Consider the following 12,162-nt stretch of genomic DNA (forward strand, 5'->3'; position numbering starts at 1 on the left):
AGACTACGGGCGGGGCCCTATGCAGTGCGCTGTGTGTCCATGTACTACGACGGCGGTCAGCCCGCGCCCTGGCCCTCGCGGGCCACTTCCTCCAGGATCCTGGCTGTGGGCGCTGCCGTCATCAGCTGCCCTATCACCGCCGGCTTGTCCCACACGTCGCTGCGGAGCCGTTCCAGAAAGCCGTTCGCAGCATCCTTGGTGTCGAAGTCAAGGAGCACGGCCACGCTGTTCTGGTCCTCTGTATCCCGGAACAGGCGGACAGACCTGGCGCCGGAGGCAGCGCGGCCTGCAGGATCGGTGTCGAATACTTTCTTGAAAGCCTCGTAGTCCCGGACTGGATAGCTGATCTGCAAGGTGAACATCGTCGTTCCTTTCCCTCGGGTGGTGTCAGGTCAAAGATAGGCCTTCCAGCGTCATCCCGGTAGGGCCGGAGGGCGGCCTTGACCCGGTGATGCGTTGCCCTCCTAGCGTGTGTGTATCCAGGCCCTACAGCGCCGACCAGCCGCCGTCGGAGGCGAGGATAGCGCCGTTGACGTTGGTGCCGTCGTCGCTGAGCAGGAAGGTGATGGAGGCGGCGAGCTGCGCCGCGGTGGCGGGCGTGGGGACGGTGGCCTGCATCAGCGGGCCGAGGCGTTCGGCCGCGAGCTGAGATTCGTTCCGCGGCATGTGCCAGCCAGTCAAGGCGCCTTTGAATGCATCTGTGACGAGGCCGTCATTCCGACCATTAGCAGCGAAAGGCGCGATCCGATGTATGGACTGCCAACCCGAAGTTTCCTCACCTGCAAAAATGATTTCTCAGACAATGCCGGCGTGATCGCCGAAACATCGAACGCCACCCCTCGCCAGCCGGAGTCCGCAAACGTATTGGAGTTAAAAATGCGACGAACCATCAAAGTTCCCCGCGCAAGAAACAAAACGAGGGCTTAAACCTCCGCCACAGGAGCCGCGAACTGGGCCTCATACAACCGCGCATAAGCCCCGCCCGCCGCCAGCAACGAAGCATGCGTCCCCTGCTCCACGATCTGCCCGGCCTCCATCACCAGGATGAGGTCGGCGTCGCGGATGGTGGACAGGCGGTGCGCGATCACGAAGCTGGTCCGGTCGGACCGCAGCGCACTCATCGCCTTCTGCACCAGCACCTCGGTCCGCGTATCCACCGAGCTCGTCGCCTCGTCCAGGATCAAAACAGAAGGCCGGGCCAGGAACGCCCGGGCGATCGTCAGCAGCTGCTTCTCGCCCGCCGACACGTTGCCGCCTTCGTCCTCCAGCACGGTGTCGTAGCCCTCGGGCAGGGAGTGCACGAACCGGTCAACGTATGTCGCCGTCGCCGCCTCCAGGATCTCGTCCTCCAAAGCACCGGGCCGGCCGTACGCAATGTTGTCCCGGATCGACCCGCCAAACAGCCACGTATCCTGCAGCACCATGCCCATCCGCGAGCGCAGCTCGTTGCGCGTCATCGTGGTGACGTCCACGCCGTCGAGCGTTATCCGTCCCGCATCAATCTCGTAGAACCGCATCATCAGGTTCACCAGCGTCGTTTTCCCGGCCCCCGTGGGGCCGACAATCGCCACCGTCTGTCCCGGCTCGGCCACCAGGCTCAGGTCCGAAATCAGCGGCTTGTCCGGTGAATAGGAGAACGACACGTTCTCGAACACCAGCCGCCCCCGGCCGCCGTTCGGCGCCACTGAAGGCGAAGGATCAGGCGACTGCTCGTCCGTGTCCAGCAGCTCGAACACCCGCTCGGCGGACGCCACGCCGGACTGCAGCAGATTCGCCATGGACCCCAGCTGCGCCAGCGGCTGGGTGAACTGCCGCGAGTACTGGATGAACGCCTGCACATCGCCCAGCTGCATCGCACCCGAAGCCACCTGCAGGCCGCCCACCACGGCGATCCCCACGTACACCAGGTTTCCGATGAACGTCATGGCCGGCATGATCAGGCCGGAGATGAACTGCGCGCCGAAGCTCGCCTGGTACAGCTCCGCGTTCTTCTGCCGGAACCGCTCCCCCACCTCCTGCTGCCGGCCGAACACCTTCACCAGCGCATGCCCGGTGTAGGTCTCCTCGATCTGCCCGTTCAGCTCCCCCGTGTGCTTCCACTGCGCCACGAACAGCTTCTGCGAGCGCTTGGCGATCATCGCCGTCGTCACCAGCGTCAGCGGAATGGTCACCAGCGCAATCACCGCCAGCGTGGGCGAAAGCAGGAACATCATCAGCAGCACACCCAGCACCGTCAGCAGCGACGTGACCGCCTGGCTGATGGACTGCTGCAGGCTCTGTGAGATGTTGTCCACGTCGTTCGTCACCCGGCTGAGCAGCTCACCGCGCTGGATGGAATCGAAATACCGCAGCGGCAGCCGGTTGATCTTCGCTTCGATCCGCTCGCGCAGCCGGTACACCGTCCGCTGCACCACGCCGTTCAGCACATACGCCTGCACCCACATGAACGCGGACGCCAGCACATACAGCACCAGCGCCCACAGCAGCACACTGGCCAGGGCCGTGAAGTCGATCCCCGTCCCGGGCGTCAGCGCCATGGCACTGAGCATGTCCGCCTTCTGGTTCTCCCCCGCCGCCCGCAACTGCGCGATCAGCTGCGCCTTGCTCATCCCCGCCGGCAGCTGCTTGGACACCACTCCGGCGAAGATGATGTTGGTGCCCTCGCCCAGCAGCCGCGGCCCGATCACCGACAGCGTCACCCCGGCCACGCTCAGCGCAATCACCAGCACCAGCCACAGCCGCTCCGGCCGCAGCTGGCCCAGCAGCCGCTTGGCGGACGGCCAGAAATTCATCGCCTTTTCGGCGGGGATGCTCATCCCCGCAAAGGGGCCTCCGCGGCCGGGACCCATGGGCGGACGCGGCGGGCGTCCGACGGCGGTGGTCCCGGCTTCCGGGGCCGGTCCCGTCCGGGTGGGGGTGCTGCGCCCGCTCATACCGCCTCCTCCGCTGCCAGCTGCGAGGATACGATCTCGCGGTAAGTCTCAGAAGTCTCCAGAAGCTCATCGTGTGTTCCGTACCCGACTATCCTGCCGTCGTCGAGCACCAGGATCTGGTCCGCGTCGGCGATGCTGGACACCCGCTGGGCGATGATCACCAGGGTGGCTCCGGAGGTGTCGTGCTTGAGCGCCTGCCGGAGCCTGGCGTCGGTCGCGGTGTCCAGCGAGGAGAACGAGTCGTCGAAGATGTAGAGCTCGGGCTGTTTCACCAGCGCCCGGGCGATCGCGATCCGCTGCCGCTGGCCGCCGGAGACGTTAGTGCCGCCCTGCGAAATGGGAGCATCCAGCCCGCCCTCCATCTCCCGGACGAAGTCCTGCGCCTGTGCCGTGGCCAGCGCCCGCCACATCTCATCCTCGGTGGCGTCCGGCTTGCCGTAGAGCAGGTTGCTGCGCACCGTGCCGGAGAACAGGTACGGCCGCTGCGGCACCAGGCCGATGTGGCCCCACAGCTGGTCCGGATGCAGCTCGCGGACGTCCACGCCGTCGAACTTCACCGCACCGCTGGTCGCGTCGAAAAGCCGCGGCAGCAGGTTCACCAGGGTGGTCTTTCCGGACCCGGTGCTGCCGATGATCGCCGTCGTCTGCCCCGACCGGGCAGTGAAACTGATGTCGCTGAGAACCGGCTGCTCGGCACCCGGGTAGGCGAACCCGACGTCGTTCATCTCCAGCTCGCCGCTGCCCAGCTGACCGGCGGCGACGGCCACCGGATGATCCGGCGGCCGCACGCTTGACTCCGTGTTCAGCACCTGGCCGATCCGGTCCGCCGAGACCGCGGCACGCGGGATCATCACTGCCATGAACGTGGCCATCATGACGGACATCAGGATCTGCATCAGGTAGCTGAGGAAGGCGATGAGCGTGCCCACCTGCATGGAGCCGTCCTCGATCCGGAACGAGCCGAACCAGATCACCGCCACGCTGGAGACGTTCAGCACCAGCATCACCACGGGGAACGCGAGCGCCATGAGCCGGCCGGCCCGGAGCGCGGTGTCCGTGACGTCCTCGTTGGCCCGCGCGAACCGGGCGGTTTCGATGTCCTCGCGCACGAACGCACGCACCACCCGGATGCCGGTCAGCTGCTCGCGGAGCACCCTGTTGACGGTGTCGATCCGCACCTGCATCTTGCGGAACAGCGGCACCATCCGGGTGATGATGAGCCCGACGGCGATCAGCAGCGCGGGCACGCTGACGGCGATCAGCCAGGACAGCTGCACGTCCTGCCGGATGGCCATGATCACCCCGCCGATGCTGAGCATGGGCGCGGCCACCATCAGCGTGGCGGACATCAGCACCAGCTGCTGGACCTGCTGGACGTCGTTGGTGGACCGGGTGATGAGGCTCGGCGCCCCGAACCGGGTGACCTCCTGCTCGGAGAACTCCCCCACCCGGGTGAAGATGGCCCCGCGCAGGTCCCGGCCCAGGGCCATGGCCGCCTTCGCACCGAAGTACACGGCCACCACCGAGCAGGCGATCTGCAGCAGGGTGATCACCAGCATCACGCTGCCCAGCCGCAGGATGTAGTCGGTGTCCCCCTTGGCCACGCCCTCATCGATGATGTCCGCGTTGAGGGTGGGCAGGTACAGCGACGCGATGGACTGCGCCAGCTGGAAAATCACGACGGCGAGCAGCAGCCGCCGCTGCGGCCGCAGGTATTCAACAAGCAGTTTCCAGAGCATCCGGACTCCACATCACGCAGCGGGGGTTCCGGAGAATCCCCGCGCAAACAGATTCGAAGGCCAGTGTACGTCCGGAAGCTGGGGACGGAACGGGTTCCTCTCAGGGCGAAGCGGGGCGTGGCTGGCGCGGCGCTCTTCGCCCTGCCTATCCCCTTCCGTGCTGCGATGCCGCGTGCCATCGTTGCTCCATGCTTACCGTGTATGCGGCCGCCGGCGGTGCCGACTTTTTCCTGAGGCTGGCCAACGCCTGGCATGCCCGGGTAATGGCTGACGAGGTGGTCAGTCATGCGTTCAGCCATGGCTTCCATCCCGAGCACAGCCGGCGGCTCGCCGCCTATTGGGCGCAGGCTTTGGGCGGCCCGCCGGGGTATTCAGGCTCGTATGGCGACGAGACATCGGTGGTGCGGATACACAGCGGCAACGGGCCCCACGAGGACATGGACCGCAGGGCAATCGCCTGCTTCGACCAAGCGTTGGCCGACGTCGGACTCACCGACGGTAGCGTCCTCCGTAAAGTGCTGCACGACTACTTCGCCTGGGCCACGACCACCACGATGTCCCGGTACGAACGTTCCCCGGATGACGTGCCGGACCGGCTGCGCATCCCACTGTGGTCCTGGGACGGGCTCGTCAGTCAGTGAGACGGTTGCGGACGCTACTGGCTGAATAGGGCCACTTTCCGGAATTGGCTATGGTGCCCGGGCTTGGCGGCCACCTACCGTGGACTGCTAGGAACTCCCGCACGAATCCCGCGAAAATCCAGAGAAAGACCGGCATGCCCACCGTTGTGAACGAATATCCCTTCTCCCAGGTAGACGTCTTTGCCCCCGGGCCGAAAGCCGGCAACCCGGTCGCCGTCGTCCATGACGCCGATGGCCTGACCACCGAACAGATGCAGAGCTTCGCGAACTGGACCAACCTCTCCGAGACCACTTTCCTGCAAAAGCCGACGCACCCGGAGGCGGACTACAGGCTGCGGATCTTTACGCCGGCGTCCGAACTGCCGTTTGCCGGGCATCCCACCCTGGGCTCTGCCCACGCCTGGCTGGACAAGGGGGGCCAGCCCCGCCGTGACGGGGAACTGGTGCAGGAATGCGAGGCGGGGCTGGTGAAGATCCGCCGTGCGGATACCGACCTGGCTTTCGCGGCTCCGCCGCTGGTCCGGTCCGGCGGGGTTGAACCGGCGGTCCTGGGACAAGCCATCGCCAGCCTGGGGATCGAGGCTGCAGAGATCCTTGGCAGCAACTGGGTGGACAACGGCCCGGGCTGGATAGGAATCCGGCTGGAATCAGCAAGGAAAGTGCTGGAGCTGCAGCCTGACTTCGCCCTGATGGGACAGCTTTGCGTTGGCGTGATTGGAAGCTACGCCCCAGACGGACCGGCGGACTTTGGGGTCCGGGCGTTCGTTCCGGGCTTCAGCGTTCCCGAAGACCCGGTAACCGGCAGCCTCAACGCCGGGCTGGCGCAATGGCTCCTTGGCGAAGGAGTGGTGGACGGCGACTACACGGTCCAGCAAGGCACCGTCCTGGGACGCGGCGGCCTGCTGACCATCACCGTCGAGGATGAGAATATCTGGGTTGGCGGGACCAGCCGCACCGTGGTGAGCGGCCGCGTTTCGCTTTAGGGTGCAACCTCCAGGCCGGTTTCGGAGATGAGGAACACGTCGATCGGGTCCTCATGTTCATGAACGAATCCGTTGCGTTCGTAGAGACGTCTGGCCGGGCTGCCTTGGAGGACGTTCAGCCGGAAGGGCCGGTGATCGCGATGCTCCGTCATGAAGTGGCGCAGTACGGCGCTTCCGAGACCCTGCCCCTGGTATTGAGTCGCCACGTAGAAGTGTTCAATCCATTGCTCATAGGGTTCGGGGCGGACCGCGATGACGCCCGCCGCGGAGGCCCCAATGTCGATGACGAACGTATGCGCGGGGTGAAAACCGGTGAGGAAACGTTGCCTGACGCGCACTGGATCCCAGCGTCCCAGGCGTTCGAGATCGGGCCGCATCACCTGGGCGCGCAGCTCCGCAATCCAGGGAGCATCAGAGGGAAGGCTTGGGCGCAGGGACCAGACGGGAGGCATGTCCGACATTCAAGCGGAATACCCTCCAACAGGGAAATGGAACAGGATCCCGGCCCGAATGACGGAACGCAGTTACCGCACGCTGTTAACGGTGTTCGACCTTAACGGTGTTCGTCGATCATGACCGCCGTCGTCCCGGCTTCCAGCGCTTCAAAGACGTGTGGGGCGTCGCCGGGATAGCTGATGTAGTCCCCTGCGTGAAGCGTGGCCGGAGACCCGGAGGGGCCAACTTTCGCAGAGCCTGCGGTCAGGATGACGTGCTCAATGGTCCCCGGCGTGTGCGGCTCCGATTCCCTGGGTGGCCCCGGTTCCGCAGCCAGCTTATACAGGTCCCGGCGTGAACCCGCGGGGGCGTGCGCGAGCAGGGTGATGGCGTAGTCGGAGTGCTCGGACCGAACCGGTTCGCCCTCACCTGCTCGCATGATCACCACGCCCGCGCGCGGCGGATCCACCAGGTCCGTGAAGGACACATCCAAAGCAAGCGCGAGCGCCCACAGGGTCTCAACGCTGGGATTGCCCACGCCGGACTCCAGCTGGGACAGGGTGGACTTCGCAATCTGCGCTCGGCGGGCCGCTTCCGTCAGCGACAGGCCAGCAGCTTCGCGGTGGCGTTTGATGGCCGCCGCAATCGCCTTGAGCGGGGCTTTGCTCTGCTCGGTCACTGTTCGCTCCATCGGTCGATCGTTCGGCTTGACAGTCACCAGTGTACGCGTTCATTCTATTGAACATGGATACGATGAACCGAACGTAGCTGCATTCGCTCCTGCGCTCAGTGGCGGTGGTCTGCCTGGCCGGCGGGATCCTCGGAATCTCTTACGGCGCCCTGGCCATCGGCTACGGCCTGCCCTGGTGGATCCCCCTGCTCCTGTCGATCGCCGTGGTGGCCGGAGCCTCGGAAATGATGTTCGTGGCGATCATCGGCGCGGGCGGCAGTCCCTGGCTGGCGGCGGCGGCCGGGCTGCTGGTCAACGCCCGGCACATCCCCTTCGGCTTCCAGGTGGCCCCGCTCATGGGCAACGGCCTCCCCTCCATCCTCGGCGCCCATGCCATCAACGACGAGTCCACGTCCTTCGCCCTCGCCGGGAGCAGCCCGGCCGTGCGCCGCCTGGGATTCTGGGCGTGCGGCGTGGGCATTGTCCTTATCTGGCCGCTCGGGACAGCGCTGGGCACCTGGCTCGGCGCCTTCCTCGGCGACCTGGACCGCTGGGGACTCGACGCCGTCTTCCCGGCCATGATCCTTGCGCTGGTCATTCCGAAAGCCCGGGCGGGCGGGGCGCTGCTGACCGCCGCGGTGGTGCTGGGCGCGGCAATCACTGTTGCAACGGCGTCGACCCTTCCTGCCGGGCTGCCGGAACTGCTCTCCCTGGCCGCGGTGGCAGTAGCCCGTCCCTGGCGTCCCGCCACAACAGAACCGGAGCTGACCTCATGACCGAACTGCTGGCGGCGATCGCCGTCCTGGCCGTGGGCACCTACGCCTTCCGGGCCACCGGGCCGCTGCTGCGCAAACGGTGGAAGCCCTCCCCCGCCCTGCAGCGGACCCTGGAGGTGGCATCCGTGGTGCTGCTGGCGGCGGTTGCGGCCCGGTCCGGCACCTTTCACGACGGCGAACAGGCGGGCGTCGCGCTGATCGGCGGTGCCGCCGTGGCCGCCGTCCTCAGCTGGATCAAGGCGCCGTTCCTGGTGATCGTCGGAGCCGCCGTCGCAGTGACCGCCGGGCTCAGGTTCGCGGGTCTGGCCTGACGCGGCCGCCGCAGACAAACCGGAAGCCCGGCTCCGTTGCTTCGCAGAGGGATGGTGTGTCAGCCTCGGAGTGATCCCGTCGCCGGGGCGACGACGGGCGACAGAGAAGGAGCACGGCATGGGACTCATCCATATCGACCTGTTCACCACGCTCGACGGCGTCGCTCAGGCGCCCGGCGGGCCGGAAGAGGACACTGACGACGGTTTCGCGTTTGGCGGCTGGCAGGCACCCCTCATCGACGAGGTCGTCGGCGAGCAGGTCGACTCCGGGATGGCGGGGATGGACGCGCTGCTGCTTGGGCGCCGGACCTACGACATTTTCGCCTCCTACTGGCCGCACGCGGACGGGGGCATCGCGCGGCTGTTCAACCGCCTCCCGAAGTACGTGGCCTCGCGCCAGACGCCCACCCTGGAGTGGGCCGACTCCACACTGCTCGGTCCTGATGTCGTCGCCGCCGTGCGCGAACTGCGCGAGCGGCACGCGAACATCCACGTCATCGGCAGTCTCGACTTCGTGCAGACCCTGTTCGCCGAACGGCTCTTCGACCGGCTCACGCTCTGGGTGTATCCGATCCTCCTCGGCAGTGGAAAGAAGGTCTTCGCCGACGGGGTGGTTCCGACAAACCTCAGGCTCATCGAGCCGGTTGTCGCCTCACCGAAAGGTGCGGTGCTGCAACGCTATGCGCTGGCCGATGGCACGCCCCGCGTCGGCGACATGTCAGCCGTCGACCAGGAGGGCTAGGGCGACCCAGGTCACCATGGGTAGGTCCCATCGGTTGCGGGGACGGGGTCAGGCCTGGTCGGTGGGCATGATCCAGAGCTCCACGACGGAGGCGTGGCGGCCGGGTGACCACGTAGGCGACGCCGTCGGCGATGTCCTCCGGCGCGAGGACCCCGGTCTGCTCGTAGAAGGGGTCGATCATCTCGCCCCGGACCTGGGGGTTGTTGTGCGAACCCAGTTCGGTGTCCACGCCGCCGGGTTCCAGGACACCGACGCGCACGTGCCGCTGGATGATTTCCTGGCGGAGGGATTCGGTGAAGCCGTTGACGCCAAACTTGGTGAGGTTGTAAACGCCGTAGCCGTTCCAGGCGACGCGGCCCGCGATCGAGCTGATGTTGACGATGTCCGCGACCCGGCGCGGGCTGTCCTCGGCTGCCTTCAGCAGGTGCGGCAGGGCGGCGTGCGTGGTGTGGAGCAGGCCCTGGACGTTGATGGCGATTATGCGGTTCCACTCCTCGGGTCGGCGCCGACCACCGGGCCCAGGAGCATCAGCCCGGCGTTGTTGACCAGGATGTCCAGCTGCCGGAGCGTTCCACGGTCTGGTCCACGGCGGCCTGCGCCTGGGCGCGGTCAGTGATGTCGGCTTCGATCACCAGGGCGGTGCCGCCGGCTTCTTCGATGTCGGCGGCGAGGGCTTCGAGCCGGTCCCGGCGTCGGGCCACGAGCGCAACGGAGGCGCCTAGTGCTGCGAGCTGGCTGGCTGTGGCCGCGCCGATGCCGCTGCTCGCGCCGGTGACGAGGGCGGCGGTTCCGGTCAGTTTCGATGTCATGGCTGGGTTCTCCTCAATGTGTAGGTGCCGGTTTTTGGGCAGCCGGAAGCCGTTTGCGTCCAGCGGGTACCGCTGGTGGGGCTGGCGGACGACGGCGGGACCTCCCGCCGTCGTCCGTTTGCGTAGGTGTCAGGCGTCCTGGTGGGCGAGGTTGCTGGACAGCTCGCGGTGGGCGTCGGCCTGGTCGCGGAGCTCGGTAGCCCGGGTCTCGAAAACTCCGACGGCATCGGCACCCGCAGCGAACCGCAGCGGCGGCTCCTCCAGTTCGGCCAGCTGGATCAGGGCATCGGCGAGCTTGGCAGGATCCCCGCCCTGAAGGCCGTTCATGCCCTTCCAGGCGGTGACGGTCTGCTCGGTGCGTTCGGCGTAATCCCCGATAGTGGATTCGGCGTAGCGGGTGGATTCCGGGGTGAGCAGCTCGGTGCGGAAGAACCCAGGTTCCACGATCATGGTGCGGATTCCGAACGGGGCGACCTCGGGAGCCAGGGACTCGGCCCAGCCCTCAACCCCGAACTTCGATGCTGCGTATGCGGTGAGGAATTCCCCGCCTGCGATTCCGGCGGTGGAGGAGATCGTGACCACCAGGCCCGAGCGCTGCGCCCGCAGGACCGGCAAGGCCGCGCGGGTAACGTTCATGGGCCCGAACATGGTGGTTTCGATCTGCGCCCGGAAGTCCTCCGGGGTGATTTCCTCGAAGAACCCGGCGTAGAAGTTGCCGGCGTTGTTCACGAGCACGTCGATCCGGCCGAACCGCTCGACGGCGGCACGCACGGCCGCTTCCGCCGCGGCGGGGTCGGTGACGTCGAGCTTCACGGCCAGCAGGTTCTCGTTTTCGCCCACGGCCTGGGCGACTTTTTCCGGGTTGCGGCCGCTGGCCACCACCGCGTGGCCGGCGGCCAGGGCCGCCTTCGCGATGTCGGTTCCCATGCCGCGGCCGGCGCCGGTGATGAACCAGACCTTCTTGTTTTTGTTCTGCTCAGTGGTTTCCTGCCCAGTGGTTTCTTGCTCAGTCATGTGAAGGTTCTGTCTTTCCCTTAGGTGTTCCTGGCTGCGCGTGGGCGCGTGCCTCCCGGACGGTGGATCCGCCGGCAGGTTTGCCGGCGGTGGTTGTTTCGGGAGGCGATGCCGCCCAGCTGGCGAGGAACGCCAGTGCGTTTCCGGACGCGGAGCCCGGCTCAGCGGTGAAGGTGAACAGGGTCTGGCCCTCATCGCCGGGAAGGTGAAGCGTCTCGTACTGCAGGGACAGGTCCCCGGCGACCAGGTGGTGGAAGCGCTTGGTCCCCGTGGTGTGGATCCGCACGTCGTGCCCGGCCCACAACTCGGCGAACAGCCCGCTGCGCATGGTCAGCTCCCCGACCAGTTCGTTCAGCGCCCGGTCATGCGGGTTCCGCCCCGCTTCCAGGCGCAGCATCGCAACCGTGGTGGCAGCGATGGCACGCCAATCGGGGTAGAAGTCCGCAGCGCCCGGATCGAGGAAGAGGTAGCGCGCCTGGTTCGGCAGCCGGACCGGAGTGCCCGGCCCCGACGCTGCGGCGAAGTTGAACACTGGCCCATACAGCGCACGGCCCAGCAGGTTCGCGGCCAGCACGTCGGAACGGCCGTTCTGCACCATGGCGGCGACTCCGGTCATGCCGTCCAGCAGACGCAGCACGCCGGGACGGACGCGCTGCTGCGCCGGCCGGCGCGGTGCCCGGGGTGACGGCATGTTGGCCGTGCGCGCCAGGTCCATCAGGTGCGCCCGCTCGGCCTCGTCCAGCTGGAGGGCAGAAGCCACAGCCTCCAGGACCGAATCCGAGACGCCGCGGATGCTGCCGCGTTCCAGCCGCGTGTAGTAGTCCGTGCTCACCCCCGCGAGCTGCGCTACTTCCTCACGGCGCAGGCCCGGCACACGCCGCAGCTCCCCGTAGCTGGGGATGCCCGCCTGCTCCGGGCCGAGCTTGGCGCGCCGTGAGATCAGGAACTCACGGATTTCCTCTTTTCTGTCCACATCCACCACGCTACGCAGGCCTGGGGTCCGGTGGCAGTGTCTATCAGACACCCCCAACGCGCGGAAAAAACAGACAACGGCTGGCCTGTGGAAGCACCTCTCCGGGGCGCGGGTTGGGATGTCCCCCCCACCCGGT

At 66.9% G+C, this 12,162-nt stretch carries 14 protein-coding genes and 1 pseudogene; 5 read left to right on the plus strand and 10 right to left on the minus strand.

From position 1 onward, the window contains the following. Positions 1 to 56 precede the first annotated feature (56 nt). From FCN77_RS22715 to FCN77_RS22730, 4 genes and pseudogenes are all read right to left on the minus strand, one after another. Positions 57 to 362 (minus strand): hypothetical protein, encoded by a 306-nt coding sequence (locus FCN77_RS22715; protein ID WP_137324100.1) that lies wholly within the window; start codon positions 360 to 362, stop codon positions 57 to 59. A 124-nt stretch (positions 363 to 486) separates the two neighbouring features. After that, positions 487 to 651, minus strand: a pseudogene (locus tag FCN77_RS22720) (short-chain dehydrogenase); the annotation flags it as partial. A 272-nt stretch (positions 652 to 923) separates the two neighbouring features. Then, on the minus strand, positions 924 to 2,933 hold the full coding sequence (locus tag FCN77_RS22725) for an ABC transporter ATP-binding protein (RefSeq protein ID WP_137324101.1): 2,010 nt from the start codon (positions 2,931 to 2,933) through the stop codon (positions 924 to 926). Further along, complete coding sequence (locus tag FCN77_RS22730; protein ID WP_137324102.1) at positions 2,930 to 4,672, minus strand: ABC transporter ATP-binding protein; 1,743 nt, start codon at positions 4,670 to 4,672, stop codon at positions 2,930 to 2,932. The genes FCN77_RS22725 and FCN77_RS22730 overlap by 4 nt, the downstream gene beginning before the upstream one ends. Positions 4,673 to 4,860: 188 nt before the next feature. Between FCN77_RS22730 and FCN77_RS22735 the strand changes: the two genes are divergently transcribed. Both FCN77_RS22735 and FCN77_RS22740 read left to right on the plus strand, forming a co-directional pair. Next, on the plus strand, positions 4,861 to 5,313 hold the full coding sequence (locus FCN77_RS22735; protein WP_137324103.1) for a group II truncated hemoglobin: 453 nt from the start codon (positions 4,861 to 4,863) through the stop codon (positions 5,311 to 5,313). A 134-nt stretch (positions 5,314 to 5,447) separates the two neighbouring features. Next, entirely contained in the window at positions 5,448 to 6,296 is an 849-nt protein-coding gene (locus FCN77_RS22740) for a PhzF family phenazine biosynthesis protein (RefSeq protein ID WP_137324104.1), read from the plus strand. On the opposite strand, the gene FCN77_RS22745 is transcribed toward FCN77_RS22740, so the two are convergent. Both FCN77_RS22745 and FCN77_RS22750 read right to left on the minus strand, forming a co-directional pair. Beyond that, on the minus strand, positions 6,293 to 6,757 hold the full coding sequence (locus FCN77_RS22745) for a GNAT family N-acetyltransferase (protein WP_137324105.1): 465 nt from the start codon (positions 6,755 to 6,757) through the stop codon (positions 6,293 to 6,295). The two genes, FCN77_RS22740 and FCN77_RS22745, sit on opposite strands and share 4 nt — an antisense overlap. 92 nt (positions 6,758 to 6,849) lie before the next feature. After that, the gene (locus FCN77_RS22750; RefSeq protein ID WP_254678703.1) at positions 6,850 to 7,410 is read right to left on the minus strand and encodes a helix-turn-helix domain-containing protein; all 561 of its coding nucleotides are present in this window, start codon (positions 7,408 to 7,410) and stop codon (positions 6,850 to 6,852) included. Positions 7,411 to 7,520: 110 nt separating this feature from the next. On the opposite strand from FCN77_RS22750, the gene FCN77_RS22755 reads away from it, so the two are divergent. From FCN77_RS22755 to FCN77_RS22765, 3 genes are all read left to right on the plus strand, one after another. Further along, positions 7,521 to 8,177, plus strand: coding sequence for an AzlC family ABC transporter permease (locus FCN77_RS22755; protein WP_217496185.1), 657 nt, complete (start codon positions 7,521 to 7,523; stop codon positions 8,175 to 8,177). Beyond that, positions 8,174 to 8,488, plus strand: coding sequence for an AzlD domain-containing protein (locus FCN77_RS22760; protein ID WP_137324108.1), 315 nt, complete (start codon positions 8,174 to 8,176; stop codon positions 8,486 to 8,488). Before FCN77_RS22755 ends, FCN77_RS22760 begins: the two co-directional genes overlap by 4 nt. Positions 8,489 to 8,606: 118 nt before the next feature. Continuing rightward, entirely contained in the window at positions 8,607 to 9,230 is a 624-nt protein-coding gene (locus FCN77_RS22765; RefSeq protein WP_137324109.1) for a dihydrofolate reductase family protein, read from the plus strand. Here FCN77_RS22765 and FCN77_RS26425 read toward each other — a convergent pair. From FCN77_RS26425 to FCN77_RS22780, 4 genes are all read right to left on the minus strand, one after another. Further along, positions 9,121 to 9,843, minus strand: coding sequence for an SDR family NAD(P)-dependent oxidoreductase (locus FCN77_RS26425; RefSeq protein ID WP_217496321.1), 723 nt, complete (start codon positions 9,841 to 9,843; stop codon positions 9,121 to 9,123). The two genes, FCN77_RS22765 and FCN77_RS26425, sit on opposite strands and share 110 nt — an antisense overlap. Beyond that, on the minus strand, positions 9,758 to 10,039 hold the full coding sequence (locus tag FCN77_RS26430; RefSeq protein ID WP_217496186.1) for an SDR family NAD(P)-dependent oxidoreductase: 282 nt from the start codon (positions 10,037 to 10,039) through the stop codon (positions 9,758 to 9,760). The genes FCN77_RS26425 and FCN77_RS26430 overlap by 86 nt, the downstream gene beginning before the upstream one ends. 129 nt (positions 10,040 to 10,168) lie before the next feature. Then, positions 10,169 to 11,053, minus strand: coding sequence for an SDR family oxidoreductase (locus tag FCN77_RS22775; protein WP_137324110.1), 885 nt, complete (start codon positions 11,051 to 11,053; stop codon positions 10,169 to 10,171). Continuing rightward, positions 11,046 to 12,026 (minus strand): helix-turn-helix transcriptional regulator, encoded by a 981-nt coding sequence (locus FCN77_RS22780; protein WP_217496187.1) that lies wholly within the window; start codon positions 12,024 to 12,026, stop codon positions 11,046 to 11,048. The genes FCN77_RS22775 and FCN77_RS22780 overlap by 8 nt, the downstream gene beginning before the upstream one ends. Positions 12,027 to 12,162: the final 136 nt, after the last annotated feature.

The organism is Arthrobacter sp. 24S4-2, assembly GCF_005280255.1.
Lineage (GTDB): Bacteria > Actinomycetota > Actinomycetes > Actinomycetales > Micrococcaceae > Arthrobacter.

Coding starts and splice junctions, on each gene's coding strand:
- FCN77_RS22715 (WP_137324100.1), bottom strand. CDS start 362: ATGTTCACCTTGCAGATCAGCTATCCAGTCCGGGACTACGAGGCTTTC.
- FCN77_RS22725 (WP_137324101.1), bottom strand. CDS start 2,933: ATGAGCGGGCGCAGCACCCCCACCCGGACGGGACCGGCCCCGGAAGCC.
- FCN77_RS22730 (WP_137324102.1), bottom strand. CDS start 4,672: ATGCTCTGGAAACTGCTTGTTGAATACCTGCGGCCGCAGCGGCGGCTG.
- FCN77_RS22735 (WP_137324103.1), top strand. CDS start 4,861: ATGCTTACCGTGTATGCGGCCGCCGGCGGTGCCGACTTTTTCCTGAGG.
- FCN77_RS22740 (WP_137324104.1), top strand. CDS start 5,448: ATGCCCACCGTTGTGAACGAATATCCCTTCTCCCAGGTAGACGTCTTT.
- FCN77_RS22745 (WP_137324105.1), bottom strand. CDS start 6,757: ATGTCGGACATGCCTCCCGTCTGGTCCCTGCGCCCAAGCCTTCCCTCT.
- FCN77_RS22760 (WP_137324108.1), top strand. CDS start 8,174: ATGACCGAACTGCTGGCGGCGATCGCCGTCCTGGCCGTGGGCACCTAC.
- FCN77_RS22765 (WP_137324109.1), top strand. CDS start 8,607: ATGGGACTCATCCATATCGACCTGTTCACCACGCTCGACGGCGTCGCT.
- FCN77_RS26430 (WP_217496186.1), bottom strand. CDS start 10,039: ATGACATCGAAACTGACCGGAACCGCCGCCCTCGTCACCGGCGCGAGC.
- FCN77_RS22775 (WP_137324110.1), bottom strand. CDS start 11,053: ATGACTGAGCAAGAAACCACTGGGCAGGAAACCACTGAGCAGAACAAA.